This window comes from Amycolatopsis rubida (assembly GCF_900115345.1).
Taxonomy (GTDB): domain Bacteria; phylum Actinomycetota; class Actinomycetes; order Mycobacteriales; family Pseudonocardiaceae; genus Amycolatopsis; species Amycolatopsis rubida.
This window is the reverse complement of record NZ_FOWC01000007.1, coordinates 311,458-324,385: the sequence shown is the minus strand read 5'-3', so window position 1 is coordinate 324,385 and position 12,928 is coordinate 311,458. Positions and strand designations below refer to the sequence as shown.

Sequence of the window (12,928 nt, the reverse complement as noted above, 5' to 3'; positions counted from 1 at the left end):
TGAGCGGCGATCCCGGTTCTGACCGGGATCGCCGCTCACGACACGATGGGGGGAGGGGGTCAGGCGATGGCGCGTCCCGCGTAGTCCGGGACCGGGGCGAGGTGCGTGTCGAGCGCGGTGGCGATTTCGGCGGGGAACGGCGTCGCGCGGCCCCCGGAAACGTGCAGGCACAACAGCTCTTCGGTGGCGACGAGTTCGCCGCCGACGCGCATTTCGTGGCACAGCCGCACCTTTTTCGCGCCGACTGACAGCACGGAGGTCGTCACCTCGAGTTCGGCGTCCGCGCCGACTTCGCGCAGGTACCGGACGTGCGCCTCCACTGTGTACAGCGACGCCCCGGTTCTCTCCCGGTAGCCGGGGCCGAGGCCGGCGATGTCCATCAGCGCCGTGGTCGCGTCGCCGAAGACGAGTACGTAGTAGGGCTCGGAGAGGTGGCCGTTGTAGTCGATCCACTCCGGCCGGACCCGGTCGCGGTACTCAGCCACGACGGGCCTGCCCGACCGCGCGCTGGATCGCGATGACCGCCCGGTCGCGTTCGGCGACCAGGTCGGCGATGGTCCGCCCGTCCGCCTCGTCGGCGCAGCCCGCGACCACGGCGTCGCGCAGGTCCTTGGTGAGTTCGGGTGCTTCGAGCCGGGTCCACGGCGACTTCAGCGACGGTCCGAAGTGGTCCAGCATGTGCGCCATGCCGCCCTCGCCGCCGGCCAGGTGGAAGGTCAGCATCGGGCCCTGGACCGGCCAGCGCAGGCCCGGTCCGTCGGTGATCGCGAGGTCGATCTGCTCGACGGTCGCCTCGCCGTTCGCGACCATGTGCAGGGCTTCGCGCCACAGCGCTTCCTGGAGCCGGTTCGCGATGAACCCGGGCACCTCGCGGTCCATCGTGATCACGGACTTGCCGACGCGCCGGTAGAACGCGGCGGCCCGCTCGACCGCCCACGGCGCGCTGAGCTTCCCGCCCGCGACCTCGACCAGCGGAATCAGGTACGGCGGGTTGAACGGATGCCCGACGACCAGCCGTTCCGGCGTCTTCGCGGCGACCTGCATTTCGGTCATGCCGTAGCCGGAGGTGGAGGAGGCGACCACGACGTCCGGCGCGGTGACGGCGTCGATGTCGGCGAGCAGTTTCTGTTTGAGGGGCAGGTCTTCCGGCGCGCTCTCCTGGACGAAGCCCACGCCGTCGACGGCCTCCGCGAGCGTCGCGGTGACGGTGAGCCGGTCCCGGTTCGCGCCCGGCTTGAGGCCCAATTCGGTGAGCGCGGGCCAGGCCGCGTTGACGAGCCGTTCGAGCTTCTCCGCGGCGTCTGGGGCGGGGTCCCAGGCCCGGACGTCGAAGCCCTGGGCGAGGAAGTGCGCGACCCAGCCGCCGCCGATGACGCCGGCTCCGATGCAGGCGACAGTGTCCACAGTGGTCTCAGCGGTCTCAGCGGTCTCAGGCATTCACGCGCTCCTTCAGCCCCAGGATTTCCCGCGCCCGGTCCGGGCCGGCGATGTCCGCGCCGAGCTTCTGCACGATGTCCACCGCGCGTTCGACGAGCTGGCCGTTGGTGGCCTTGACACCGCGCGCCAGGTAGAGGTTGTCCTCCAGCCCGACCCGGACGTGCCCGCCCAGCAGCACCGACTGCGCGACCCACGGCATCTGCTCGCGCCCGATGGCGAACGACGCCCACTGCGCGCCTTCCGGCAGCAGGTGCACCATCGCCTGCAGCAGCCCGGGATCCGGCGGCGCGCCGTACGGGATGCCCATGCAGAGCTGGAAAAGCGGCGGCGGGTCGATCAGGCCTTCGGAGACCATCTTCGTGGCGAACCACAGGTTGCCGGTGTCGAAGATCTCCAGTTCGGGCTTCACGCCCAGTTCCTGGATGCGCTTCGCGCCGGTGCGCAGCATGTCCGGAGTGGACACATAGAGCTGGTTGCCCTCGCCGAAGTTCAGCGAACCGCAGTCGAGGGTGCAGATGTCCGGCAGCAGTTCTTCGACGTGCGGGAGCCGGTCGTGCGCGTTGACCAGGTCGGTGCCGTCGACCGGCTTGAGCGGGTCCTCGGCGTCGATGACCAGGTCGCCGCCCATACCCGCGGTGAGGTTGACGACAACGTCCACACCGGACTCTTTGACCAGCCGCACCGCCTCGCGGTACAGCGCGACGTCCCGCGACGGCGCGCCGGTTTCGGGTTCGCGCACGTGGATGTGCACCACGGCCGCGCCGGCGTTGGCGGCCTCGACGGCGCTCTCGGCGATCTGCGCCGGGCTGACCGGGACGTGCGGGCTCCGGCGGGTGGTGTCCCCCGCGCCGGTGAGCGCGCAGGTGACGATGACCTCGTGGTTCATCAGGCTCCTTGGACGATCGAGCGGTCGATGAAGTCGTGCAGGTGCGCGCGCATCGCGCCCACCGTGCTGCCGGGACGCCCGGTCAGCACCTGGATGCCGAGGCCGTCGATCAGCGCGGTGAGCTGCGCGGTGGCGGCCTCGGGGCAGGCCAGGCGGAACACGCCCTGCTCCTGGCCGGTGCGGATGGTCATGAGAATGGTCTGGTACCAGCGGTCGTAGGAATCGGTGTAGAGCGAACGCAGCCGCGGGTCGAGCGCGACCTCGTTCCAGACCTGCAGCCACACCGACCATTCGGCGCGCAGCAGGCCCTCGGTGGGCAGCTGGAGTTCGACCAGCTTCAGCAGCCGGTCGTGCGCGCCGGGCACCGCGTGCAGCTCGGCGACCTGCCGGTCGAAAGCGAGCTTCACGTTGCGCCGCAACGCTTCGTCGAGGACTTCGGTTTTGGTGGGGAAGTGGTAGTGGATGGCGGCGGTGCTCGTGCCGCACGCTTGCGCGATGTCGGCGATGCGCACCCGGTGGTAGCCGCGTTCGGCGATGAGCTGCCAGGCGGTTTCGAGAATCCGCCGCCGGGGCTCGGAGTGGGCCAGGTCGCCGGGGTCGCTGGCGGTCCCCGCGGCCGGGGCCGGGACGGCGGTGACGGTTTTGGCGTCGTCGCTGCCGTTGAGCAGCCAGTTCACCGTGACGCCGGAGTATTCGGCCACGCGGACGAGTTCGTGCGGGGAGAAGCGGCGGGTGCCGTTGAGGGCCTTGGAGAGTTTGGTCTGGTCCAGGCCGATGGCGGCGGCGAACTCGCGTTGGGGGACGGGCATGGACTGGATCAGCTGGCGCACCCGTTCTCTCAGCTGGTCCGTTTCGTCCATGGCCGGAGACGGTAACTGCGCGTTGCGAAAATCGCAACTCCGGTGGGGGTGGATGCGTAACGATTTGAATTATCTGTTTTGTGGCAAGGAGTTGCGATCTTGGGTTGACTGGCGGATCAGTCGGATGAGGGGTGCGTTTCGCAGGTGGAGTGGTTGCGTGGGGCACCCCGAAGCCCGAGTGTGCTGACGGTTCGGGGGTGCTTGTCAGGGCGGGAAAGATGCCTTGACAAGCACCCCAGAACCGCAGGGAGGCTTCGGATCGGGGTGCGGGGGAGGGGCTGGGTGCCTCGATCGTTGGGTGCGCTGGCCGCGGTCTCGCGGGTGGTGGAGCATCCGCGGCGGGCTCCATGAAGCCCCCTCACCTCCGGTGGCTGGTCGTGAGGGGAACCCTGAGGGAATCAGAGTTCCTCAGGGTGGCTCTCACGGACTTCGGGGGCGGCCGCCGTGCCGGGCGGCGGGTCCACTCGCCGGGACGACGGCGTGCCGGGGCGTCGGATGATAGGAATGGCCGGTGACCCAACCGAACTTGATCGACGCCGCCGCGGACGAGGCTGTCACGCTCACCAGCGAGCTGATCCGCATCGACACCACCAACACCGGCGACCCCGAAACCCTCGTGGGCGAGCGGGTCGCGGCCGAGTACGTCGCGGAGAAGCTGACCGACGCCGGGTACGAGATCACCTACGTCGAGTCGGGCGGCAAGGACCGGCACAACGTGATCGTGCGGCTGCCGGGGGCCGACCCGAGCCGCGGGGCGTTGCTGATCCACGGCCACCTCGACGTCGTTCCCGCCGATCCGGCCGAGTGGTCCGTGCATCCGTTCTCCGGCGCGGTCCAGGACGGGTACGTGTGGGGGCGCGGCGCGGTCGACATGAAGGACATGGTCGGCATGACGCTGGCCCTGGCCCGGCACTACAAGATCAACAATATCGTGCCGCCCCGTGACCTCGTGTTCCTGTTCGTCGCCGACGAAGAGGCGGGCGGCAAGTACGGGGCGCAGTGGCTGGTGGAGAACCGGCCCGAGTTGTTCGAGGGGGTCACCGAGGCGATCAGCGAGGTCGGCGGGTTCTCGATCACGTTGAAGGACAACGTCCGCGCGTACGTGATCGAGACGGCCGAGAAGGGCATCCGCTGGATGAAGCTGCGCGTGCGCGGCACGGCGGGCCACGGATCGATGATTCATCGCGACAACGCGGTCACCAAGCTGTCCGAGGCCGTGGCGAAGCTCGGGCAGCACCAGTTCCCGTTGGTGCTGACCGATTCCGTGCGCGAGTTCCTCGCGGGCGTCACCGAGATCACCGGCTGGGACTTTCCGGAGGACGACCTCGAGGGCGCGGTCGCGAAGCTGGGGAACATCTCGCGGATGATCGGCGCGACCCTGCGCGACACCGCGAACCCGACGATGCTCACCGCGGGCTACAAGTCGAACGTGATTCCTTCGGTGGCCGAGGCCGCGGTCGACTGCCGGATCCTGCCGGGCCGGCTTGAGGCGTTCGACCGCGAGCTGGACGAGCTGCTCGGGCCGGACATCGAGAAGGAGTGGATGGAGCTGCCGCCGGTCGAGACGACGTTCGACGGCGCGCTCGTCGACGCCATGACCGCCGCGGTGCTGGCCGAGGACCCGGGCGCGCGCACCCTGCCGTACATGCTCTCCGGCGGCACCGACGCGAAGTCCTTCCAGCAGCTCGGCATCCGCAACTTCGGCTTCGCGCCGTTGAAACTGCCCGCCGACCTGGACTTCTCCGGGCTCTTCCACGGCGTGGACGAGCGCGTCCCGGTCGACGCGCTGAAGTTCGGCGTCCGGGTGCTGGACCGGTTCCTCCGCTCGTCCTGATGCCCGGGTTCCGGCTCGCCGACGGCACGCCCCTGCACCTCGTGCGCGGGGGCGACCCGGCGGCGGCGGTGACCGTCGTGCTGCTGCACGGCTACGCGCTCGACCAGCGCAGCTGGGGCCGGATCGCCCCGGTGCTGCCGGACGCGGTCGAGCATCCGCTCGCGGTGCTCGGCTACGACCACCGCGGGCACGGCGAATCCGGCCGGGCCGCGCGCGGCACCGCGACGATGGGCCAGCTCGCCGACGACCTCGCCGAGGTGATCGAGCGGGCCGTCCCGCACGGCCGCGTCGTGCTCGTCGGCCACGACATGGGCGGGCTCGCGGTCATGTCGCTGACCCAGCGGCATCCGGAGCTGTTCGCCGAGCGCGCCGGCGGGCTGGTGCTGCTGTCGACCTCGTCCGGGCGGCTGGCCACCGAGGCGTCGGCGGCCTGGCCCAACGCGCTCGGGAAGCTCGCGCAGGACCTGGAAATGGTGCTGGGCGCGAAGCTCTACGGCGTGTTCCGCGAGCACACCAGCCGCGCGGTGAGCGCCGGGCTGCGCTGGTGGCTGTTCGGCGACGATCCCGGCCCGGACCTCGTCGAGCTGACCGTGAAGATGATCCGCGGCAACTGGCCGCACACCGTGGCGCAGTTCCGGCCCGCACTCGACGCCTACGCGCGGGAAGCCGCGTTGTCGCTGGCCGGCGACCTGCCGGTGACCGCGATCGTGGGGGAGCGGGACCGGATCGTCGCGCCCGCCGACGTCGAGCAGTTCGTGCGCGGGCTGGCCAGGGGGTACGCCGTGGTGCTGCCCGGCGTCGGGCACGTCGTGCCGCTGGAGGCCGCGGCGCAGGTGGTCCCGCGGATCGCCGCGGTGGTCCACGAGGTCTACCGACAAGAAAACCTGTCTTGACAAGCTGAGTCTTCAGCAGCGACGATGGGACGCATGTTTCCCGTTGCGGTGATCGAGGACGCGGCCGCGGCCGAGGTGTCGCTGGATCCGGTCCGGGCCCGGCTGCTGGCCGAACTGGCCCAGCCCGCGTCGGCGACGATGCTGGCCGCCCGCGTCGACCTGCCGAGGCAGAAGGTCAACTACCACCTGCGCGCGCTGGAAAAGCACGGGCTCGTGGAGCTGGTCGAGGAACGGCGCAAGGGCAACGTCACGGAGCGGATGATGCGGGCGACCGCGGCCTCGTACGTGATCTCGCCGTCCGCGCTCGCGGCCGTGCAGCCCGATCCGGCGCAGTCGCCGGACCGGCTGTCCGCGCGCTGGCTGCTGGCGGTCGCCGGTCGGCTGGTGCGCGACGTCGGGATCCTGATCACCGGTGCGGCGAAAGCGAAGAAACGCGTCGCCACCTTCGCGCTCGACGGCGAGGTCCGGTTCGCTTCGGCGGCCGACCGCGCGGCGTTCGCGGAGGAACTGGCGACGGCGGTGACCACGCTGGTCGGGAAGTACCACGACGAGAAAGCCGAGAACGGCCGTGCGCACCGGGTGGTGCTGGCGGTGCACCCGAGCGTGCCGATGGGGGAGGAAAACGGGCATGGGTAAGGACTTCCGGGAAATCGACGCCGCCGAGGTCCCGGTCGAGCCGGAACAAGTCTGGGCGGCGATCGCGACCGGGCCGGGCATCGACTCGTGGTTCATGGGCCGCAACGAGGTCGAAGGCGGCGTCGGCGGCGCCGTGCGCGGCGCGTTCGCGGCCTACGAACCGACGCACGCGATCACCGCCTGGGATCCGCCGAACCGGCTGGCCTACGGCGGCGAACCAGAGCCGGACGGGCGACGGATCGCGTACGAATTCCTCGTCGAGGGCCGGGAGGGCGGCAGTTCGGTCGTCCGCTGCGTCACAAGCGGATTCCTGCCCGGCGACGACTGGGCGGACGAGTTCGAGGCCATGCAGGCGGGCGGCGGGCTGTTCTTCGGCAACCTGGTGGAGTTCGTGCGGCACTTCCCGGGCCGGACGGCGAAACCGGTCACCGCGTTCGGGACGACGGCCGTCGCGGACTGGCCGGCGCTGTGGGCCGCGCTGGCGAAGGAAGTGGGCGTCGAACAGCTGACGGTGGGCGCGAAAGTCCGGCTGGCCGGGGCGGAAGGGGTGATTTACGCGGTGAACGACCAGACGGTCGGGATCCGTACCGGCGAGGGCCTTTTCTGCTTCATGCAAGGCTTCCGCGGGCCGCTGGTGGCGACGCACCACGTCGTCGCGCCGGGCGTGGACGTGGCGGCGGAGGAAGCCAGGTGGGCGGAGTGGATGGCCGCGCTCGGCTGAACGGTGTCGAAAAACGCACCGGTGGCCGGATGCGGAGGAGGTCGCCGCAGCGAACTGTCCGCTGGGTCCGGGCGTGCGCGCGGTGGACACCCGGACTGCCATGATTCCCGGATGACGGCGAGAAAGCCCATCCCGGCGACGCGTACCCCGCGGCAGGCGAGCCGCGTCGCGGTAACGCTCGGCGCCGGGGCGTGCTGGCTGGGCGTACTGGTGCTGGGCGCGGGAGCCGGGCTGGCGCTGGTGAATCCCGCTTCGGGCGGCGGACTCGCCGGCGCGGTTCTTGTCATCGCGCTCGCTTGCGCGGCGGGAGTGGTGACGTTCAGGTCCAGCGGACGGACCTGGCTGCTGGTGCTGACCGTCGTCTGCACCATTCTGTACGGGGTCGCGGTCGCGATGACCTGCGTCGGCTACGTCGCAGTGCACGGCGAGCGCTACACCGCGACCGTGGTTTCCTCCGAATGCCACCAGGCCCGCTTCGGCACCGCGTGCACCGCGCGATTCGCCCGGCCGGACGGCACTCCGTTGGACGAGGACGTGTCCGTCGACTCGAAGCTCGTTCCCGGCACTGCCGTCGATCTTGCCGAAGACCGGGCAGGCATCGTGGAGACCCGCACTGCGACCGACGCTGGCGAACTGACGTTCGGCGCGCTTCTCGCCGCGGCTGGCGCGATCGTCCTGGCGGTGTTGTTCGGGCTGGCAGCGCGGTTGCGTATCCGGTATCCGGACCGGCCGGGCAAACACAGCAGACGCCGGTGAGCGCGAGGCTTACTCGCCCGCGTAGCTGCTGAAGGTCCAGACCTGGCTCTCGGGATCGGCGCACGAGTACTCGCGGACCCCGGCCGGGGAATCGTGCACTGGCCGAGGATCCGCGCCCCGGCGGCCTCGGCCCGGGCCTGGTGGCGCTCAAGCGTGTCGTCCGGCACCCAAACGCACAACGCGTGGCTGGTGCCGCGCAGCACGAGCGGGCTGTGCATGCCGTACTGGTCGGCCTCGTGCCCGCTCGAATCCGAAGGTCTCGGCGAGGAACTCGACGGCGGCTTTCGGATCGGCGTATTTGAGGTTGGGGTACACGGTTTGCGGCGGCGAAGCGTCGGCCATGCGGGTCCAGGCTACTAGGGCCACCGCTCTCGAAGGTCCGGCTGTCCACTGAGAACCCGGCGTCGCACAACGGCGCACCGGACCGGCTACAGCATTCAAAAGATGCGAGTACGCGTCGGGAACGCCGAGTTCGACGCCTATCTGACAGGAGACGCGGCCTTCGACGACCGTGTCGAAACGCCGGTGCGGCGCGTCCTCGATACCGAGCGCGGACCGGAGGTGCGTGGGTACCATCTCCGGATACTCGCGCAGCAGCGGGTCGGCGTGGTCGCCTTCGAACTGGAAGACCGGGCCGGTCGGGTCCTCCCGGGTCGGGGCGGCGATGAGGCTGTCGAGGGCGGGCGCGACGAGACAGACCAACTCGCGCATAACGGACAGTCGAGCGGGTCAGGTGGGCAGCCCCGTCGAGTGGTCGGCCGCGGTGCGCTTCCGCCGCAGCCACACCCTCCGCGTCCCGTCCGCGTAAAGCCGGACCGTGCGCAGTTCCCAGCCCGCGAACTCCGCGTGGATGGAGAGCTGGATCATCGCCGCGCGCCGGGACACCGCCGGGGGGAGGCGCAGGCGGCGATACTCCCAATCCCCTTCGACCACCGCCTCGTCGACTGTCGTCATGGCTGGATCACCTGGGTCCCTTCTCCGGCGGCCGAGCCGACGAACACGCGGCCGCTCTGGTCGTCGACGCCCACCGTGTCCGGCTGGCGCACGGTCGGGAATCGGTACTTCTCGACGGGCTCTCCGCCGCGGACGTCGTAGCCGACGACCTCGTTGCGGGCGGTCAGGGTGACCCACGCCAGGCTGCGCTTCGCGTCGTAGGCGAGGCCGTACGCGCCACCGGGCACCGGGTAGCGCTGGCGGAGGATCAAGGGGTTGGTCGAGAACGCGAGCAACGCGCCCGCGCGGGCGTCGGTGACCAGCACGCGGCCGTAGGAGTCGGCGACAGCGTTGGCCGCGCCGTCGCCCGCGCGCAGGCCCTCGTCCATCGTTCCGGCTTGGACGTCCACACTGAACACGGCGGTGCGCAGCCGGTCGAGGACCACGACGCCGTTGCCGGTGTCGACCACGTCGTCGGCGCTGTAGAGCTGCCCGGTGATCGTCTTCGCGACCGAGCCGTTCGCCAGCACCTCGACGGCCTTGCGGTCGCGGACCGCGACCAGCGTGTCCGGTCCGTCGGCGACCCCGGCGGCCGGTTGCCCGGCGACCTTCTCGGCGGTCACTTGCCCGCTCGGCAGCGCGACGCGGGCGAGCACGCCCTTGCCCGGGATCCCGGCGAGCGCCTGGCCCCCGGACACGCTGAGCGACTCCGCCGGGCCGGGCAGCGCGACGGTCTTCTTCGGCGCGCCGAGCGAGGCGAGATCGTAAAGCCGCAGCTCCGCGGGCTGCTTGAGGGCGACGACGAGCGTGTGGCTCTGCTGGTCGGCCGCGATCGCGGACACCGCGGGCATCGGCAGCACCTGCCCGGCGGGAGGCGCCGCGCGAGCAGGGGAGGCGGCGGGTTTCGCGGCCGTCGGATTGGCCACGACCTGCAGATTGTCCTTCGGCTCCGCCGAGGACGAGCAGGCGGACAGCGCGAGCGCACCGGCCAGCGGGATCGCGATCCGCGAGACGGCGGCGAGCCGACGCACCTTGAAACCTCCAGCAAAGCTCCGGCGAGCAGGTCCCTCCAGCATCCTCCAGGATCGCCGAACCGTCACGCCCGTGTCACCGACCCGACACCTGCGGCTCACCGCGTGCCCCTCTCCGGATAGCCGAATTCGACGCCGCTGACGTCGTCCAGCGCGCTGCGGATGGCGGGCGGGAGCGTGAGGTCTTCGGCGGCGAGCGACCCGGTGAGCTGGCCGGTGTCGCGCGCGCCGACGACCGGGGCGGCGACCCCCGGCCGGTCCCGGACCCAGGCCAGCGCCACCGCGAGCGGCGAGGTGCCGAGCCCTTCGGCGGCGGTCACGACGGCCTGCACGATCCGCGCGGCCCGTTCGGTGCGGTGGTGTTCGACGTAGCCGGCGTACTCCGCGGACGCGCCGCGCGAGTCGGCGGGCGTTCCGGTGCGGTACTTCCCGGTGAGGACGCCGCGGCCGAGCGGAGCCCACGGCAGCACCCCGATCCCGTGGTGCGCCGCGGCCGGGACGACTTCGCGTTCGATGCCGCGTTCCAGCAACGAGTACTCGAACTGCCCGGAGACGAGCGGCACTGTGGCGAGCGAAGCGGCGGTGGCGAGCTGCCAGCCCGCGTAGTTGGAGACGCCCACATAACGGACCTTGCCGCTCGTCACCGCGTAGTCGAGGGCGGACAGCGTTTCCTCGATGGGCACGCAGGAGTCCCACGCGTGCAGCTGCCACAGGTCGATGTGGTCGGTGCGAAGCCGCTGCAGCGACCCTTCGAGCGCGGACAGCAGCGCGCCGCGCGAAGCGCCGCCGCCGAACGGGCCGTCGGCGCGGCGGGCGACGGTCTTGGTGGCCAGCACGACGTCCTCGCGCGGCACCAGGTCCGACAGCAGTTCGCCGAGCATCCGCTCGGCCTCGCCGCCCGCGTAAAGGTCGGCGGTGTCGACGAGCGTGCCGCCCGCGTCGACGAACGCGACCAGCTGGCTGGCCGCCTCGTCCGGATCGGTGTCGCCGCCCCACGTCATGGTGCCGAGGGCCATCCGCGATATCCGCAGTCCCGACCGGCCGAGCTGTCGCTTTTCCACGACCGCCGAGCCTAGTGGGCGCACCCGCCCGCACCCGACCAAGGTGACCCCGTGTCGGACCGGCATCCCGCTTCCGGGGCCCGCTGCCGGCGCTGCCGGCGCGGCCGGGGCACGGACCTGGCGCAAGTCCCGGGCCACCGGACCGGCGCCCTCGCGGGAGTCCCCGGAAACCACCCGATAGGTTCCCGAGTCGTGCGAATCGGACTGCGCCCCGTGCGGGCGGGCGAACCGGCGGGAGCGGCCTGATGGGATGGTTCGAGGCCCTGATCCTGGGGCTGGTGCAGGGGCTCACCGAGTTCCTGCCGATCTCCTCGAGCGCGCACGTGCGGATCGTCGCCGCGTTGTCGGGCTGGGGCGATCCGGGCGCGGCGTTCACCGCGGTGACCCAGATCGGCACCGAGCTGGCGGTGATCCTCTACTTCGGGCCGAAGATCGGCCGGATCCTGCGCGCCTGGTTTTTCTCCCTCTACCGCCCGGACTGGCGGCGCGACCCGGACGCGCGGCTGGGCTGGCTGATCATCGTCGGCTCGCTGCCGATCGTCGTGCTCGGCCTGCTGCTGCAGGACGAGATCGACCGGGCGTTCCGCGACCTGCGGATCACCGCGACGACGCTGATCGTCTTCGGCCTGATCCTGTTGTTCGCCGACCGGACCGCGAAGCAGCAACGGACGCTGGACCAGCTGAACGTGCCGCACGGCCTGGCGTACGGCTTCGCGCAGGCCCTCGCGCTGATCCCGGGCGTCTCGCGCTCGGGCGGCACGACGAGCGCCGGCCTGCTGATGGGCTACACCCGGTCGGAAGCCGCCGAGTACTCGTTCCTGCTCGCGGTGCCCGCGGTGTTCGGCTCGGGGCTGTACAAGCTGACCGACATCGGCAAGAACGGCGAGAACGCGCAATGGGGGCCGACGATCCTGGCCACGCTGGTCGCCTTCGGCGTCGGCTACCTGGTGATCGCGTGGCTGATGGCCTACATCAAGAAGCGCAGCTTCGTGCCCTTCGTGATCTACCGCGTCGTGCTCGGGGTCGTGCTGTTCGGCCTGGTCTTCGGCGGGGTGCTCGACCCGGACGCGGGACCCGCGGGCGGCTGAACCGGCGGGTCACCGGTTAGGGTGGCGTCGTGAGTACGGTCATCTTGCTCCGGCACGGGAAGTCCACGGCCAATGGCTCGGGCGTCCTCGCCGGACGCACGCCGAAGGTCGGGCTGGACGACACCGGCCGAGCACAGGCCGACGCCCTCGTCGAGCGGTTCGCCGGGGTGCCGGTCGCCGAGCTGGTGGTGTCGCCGATGCTGCGCTGCAAGCAGACCGTCGCGCCGCTGGCCGCCGCGAAGGGCCTGGCGAAGGTCGTCGAACCTCGGCTGTCCGAAGTGGACTACGGCGAGTGGACCGGCCGGGAACTCAAGAACCTGGTGAAGGAACCGTTGTGGCGCGTCGTGCAGGCGCATCCGTCGGCGGCGGTCTTCCCCGGCGGGGAAGGGCTCGCCGAGATGCAGGCGCGCGCGGTGGCCGCGATCCGCGCGCACGACGCCCGGATCACCGCCGAACACGGCGACCACGCGGTGTGGGTCGTGTGCAGCCACGGCGACGTGCTCAAGTCGATCCTGGCCGACGCGCTGGGCCAGCATCTCGACGCGTTCCAGCGGATCGTGGTGGACCCGGCCGCGGTGTCGGTCGTGCGCTACACCGAAACGCGGCCGTTCGTGCTCCGGGTGAACGAGCACGGCGGCGACCTGGCCGGAATCGTGCCGCCTCCGCCGAAGAAACGCGGCCGCGGCAGGAAGGCTGCCAGCGACGCCGTCGTAGGCGGAAGCACGGGCCGCTGACGCTCGACAGTCCTTCCGTCGGATGCCAAACCCCGTAGGGTGGGCGGAACCACGCGGA

The 12,928-nt window shown here is 71.1% G+C and carries 15 protein-coding genes; 7 read left to right on the top strand and 8 right to left on the bottom strand.

The annotated features are described in order from the left end of the window. Positions 1 to 59: 59 nt before the first annotated feature. The 4 genes from BM362_RS26765 to BM362_RS26750 are packed head-to-tail and all read right to left on the bottom strand — an operon-like array spanning position 60 to position 3,183. Positions 60 to 485 carry a thioesterase family protein gene (locus tag BM362_RS26765; RefSeq protein ID WP_067588868.1) on the bottom strand — a complete coding sequence of 142 codons (426 nt, stop codon included), beginning with the start codon at positions 483 to 485 and terminating at the stop codon, positions 60 to 62. Continuing rightward, complete coding sequence (locus tag BM362_RS26760) at positions 478 to 1,437, bottom strand: 3-hydroxyacyl-CoA dehydrogenase NAD-binding domain-containing protein (protein ID WP_093575006.1); 960 nt, start codon at positions 1,435 to 1,437, stop codon at positions 478 to 480. Before BM362_RS26760 ends, BM362_RS26765 begins: the two co-directional genes overlap by 8 nt. Continuing rightward, complete coding sequence (locus BM362_RS26755) at positions 1,430 to 2,323, bottom strand: beta-keto acid cleavage family enzyme (RefSeq protein ID WP_067588864.1); 894 nt, start codon at positions 2,321 to 2,323, stop codon at positions 1,430 to 1,432. Before BM362_RS26755 ends, BM362_RS26760 begins: the two co-directional genes overlap by 8 nt. Next, the gene (locus BM362_RS26750) at positions 2,323 to 3,183 is read right to left on the bottom strand and encodes a TetR/AcrR family transcriptional regulator (RefSeq protein ID WP_067588862.1); all 861 of its coding nucleotides are present in this window, start codon (positions 3,181 to 3,183) and stop codon (positions 2,323 to 2,325) included. Before BM362_RS26750 ends, BM362_RS26755 begins: the two co-directional genes overlap by 1 nt. A gap of 511 nt (positions 3,184 to 3,694) precedes the next feature. Between BM362_RS26750 and BM362_RS26745 the strand changes: the two genes are divergently transcribed. From BM362_RS26745 to BM362_RS26725, 5 genes are all read left to right on the top strand, one after another. Further along, entirely contained in the window at positions 3,695 to 5,017 is a 1,323-nt protein-coding gene (locus BM362_RS26745) for a M20/M25/M40 family metallo-hydrolase (protein ID WP_037805907.1), read from the top strand. Continuing rightward, a complete protein-coding gene (locus BM362_RS26740) occupies positions 5,017 to 5,910 on the top strand; it encodes an alpha/beta fold hydrolase (RefSeq protein ID WP_067588860.1) in 894 nt (297 codons plus the stop codon). Before BM362_RS26745 ends, BM362_RS26740 begins: the two co-directional genes overlap by 1 nt. 33 nt (positions 5,911 to 5,943) lie before the next feature. Then, positions 5,944 to 6,546 (top strand): ArsR/SmtB family transcription factor, encoded by a 603-nt coding sequence (locus BM362_RS26735; RefSeq protein ID WP_037805909.1) that lies wholly within the window; start codon positions 5,944 to 5,946, stop codon positions 6,544 to 6,546. Continuing rightward, positions 6,539 to 7,267, top strand: a complete 729-nt coding sequence (locus BM362_RS26730) for an SRPBCC family protein (RefSeq protein ID WP_093575005.1) — start codon at positions 6,539 to 6,541, stop codon at positions 7,265 to 7,267. The genes BM362_RS26735 and BM362_RS26730 overlap by 8 nt, the downstream gene beginning before the upstream one ends. A gap of 111 nt (positions 7,268 to 7,378) precedes the next feature. Further along, positions 7,379 to 8,023 carry a hypothetical protein gene (locus BM362_RS26725; protein WP_093575004.1) on the top strand — a complete coding sequence of 215 codons (645 nt, stop codon included), beginning with the start codon at positions 7,379 to 7,381 and terminating at the stop codon, positions 8,021 to 8,023. A 147-nt stretch (positions 8,024 to 8,170) separates the two neighbouring features. On the opposite strand, the gene BM362_RS48370 is transcribed toward BM362_RS26725, so the two are convergent. The 4 genes from BM362_RS48370 to BM362_RS26705 form a co-directional block, all read right to left on the bottom strand. Beyond that, positions 8,171 to 8,734 (bottom strand): VOC family protein, encoded by a 564-nt coding sequence (locus BM362_RS48370; protein ID WP_208865349.1) that lies wholly within the window; start codon positions 8,732 to 8,734, stop codon positions 8,171 to 8,173. 18 nt (positions 8,735 to 8,752) lie between these two features. Beyond that, a complete protein-coding gene (locus BM362_RS26715) occupies positions 8,753 to 8,977 on the bottom strand; it encodes a DUF5703 family protein (RefSeq protein WP_067588850.1) in 225 nt (74 codons plus the stop codon). Next, positions 8,974 to 9,987, bottom strand: coding sequence for a YncE family protein (locus BM362_RS26710; protein ID WP_093575003.1), 1,014 nt, complete (start codon positions 9,985 to 9,987; stop codon positions 8,974 to 8,976). Before BM362_RS26710 ends, BM362_RS26715 begins: the two co-directional genes overlap by 4 nt. 98 nt (positions 9,988 to 10,085) lie before the next feature. Beyond that, on the bottom strand, positions 10,086 to 11,048 hold the full coding sequence (locus BM362_RS26705; protein WP_067588948.1) for an aldo/keto reductase: 963 nt from the start codon (positions 11,046 to 11,048) through the stop codon (positions 10,086 to 10,088). 245 nt (positions 11,049 to 11,293) lie between these two features. On the opposite strand from BM362_RS26705, the gene BM362_RS26700 reads away from it, so the two are divergent. Both BM362_RS26700 and BM362_RS26695 read left to right on the top strand, forming a co-directional pair. Next, positions 11,294 to 12,136: an undecaprenyl-diphosphate phosphatase gene (locus BM362_RS26700; RefSeq protein WP_093575001.1), complete on the top strand. Its 843-nt coding sequence runs from the start codon at positions 11,294 to 11,296 to the stop codon at positions 12,134 to 12,136. Positions 12,137 to 12,165: 29 nt separating this feature from the next. After that, positions 12,166 to 12,870 (top strand): histidine phosphatase family protein, encoded by a 705-nt coding sequence (locus tag BM362_RS26695; protein ID WP_067588844.1) that lies wholly within the window; start codon positions 12,166 to 12,168, stop codon positions 12,868 to 12,870. Positions 12,871 to 12,928: the final 58 nt, after the last annotated feature.

Excerpts from the sequence above, each read along its gene's own strand:
- BM362_RS26755 (WP_067588864.1), bottom strand. The coding sequence starts at position 2,323 with ATGAACCACGAGGTCATCGTCACCTGCGCGCTCACCGGCGCGGGGGAC.
- BM362_RS26700 (WP_093575001.1), top strand. The coding sequence starts at position 11,294 with ATGGGATGGTTCGAGGCCCTGATCCTGGGGCTGGTGCAGGGGCTCACC.
- BM362_RS26760 (WP_093575006.1), bottom strand. The coding sequence starts at position 1,437 with ATGCCTGAGACCGCTGAGACCGCTGAGACCACTGTGGACACTGTCGCC.
- BM362_RS26740 (WP_067588860.1), top strand. The coding sequence starts at position 5,017 with ATGCCCGGGTTCCGGCTCGCCGACGGCACGCCCCTGCACCTCGTGCGC.
- BM362_RS48370 (WP_208865349.1), bottom strand. The coding sequence starts at position 8,734 with ATGCGCGAGTTGGTCTGTCTCGTCGCGCCCGCCCTCGACAGCCTCATC.
- BM362_RS26730 (WP_093575005.1), top strand. The coding sequence starts at position 6,539 with ATGGGTAAGGACTTCCGGGAAATCGACGCCGCCGAGGTCCCGGTCGAG.
- BM362_RS26750 (WP_067588862.1), bottom strand. The coding sequence starts at position 3,183 with ATGGACGAAACGGACCAGCTGAGAGAACGGGTGCGCCAGCTGATCCAG.
- BM362_RS26715 (WP_067588850.1), bottom strand. The coding sequence starts at position 8,977 with ATGACGACAGTCGACGAGGCGGTGGTCGAAGGGGATTGGGAGTATCGC.
- BM362_RS26725 (WP_093575004.1), top strand. The coding sequence starts at position 7,379 with ATGACGGCGAGAAAGCCCATCCCGGCGACGCGTACCCCGCGGCAGGCG.
- BM362_RS26735 (WP_037805909.1), top strand. The coding sequence starts at position 5,944 with ATGTTTCCCGTTGCGGTGATCGAGGACGCGGCCGCGGCCGAGGTGTCG.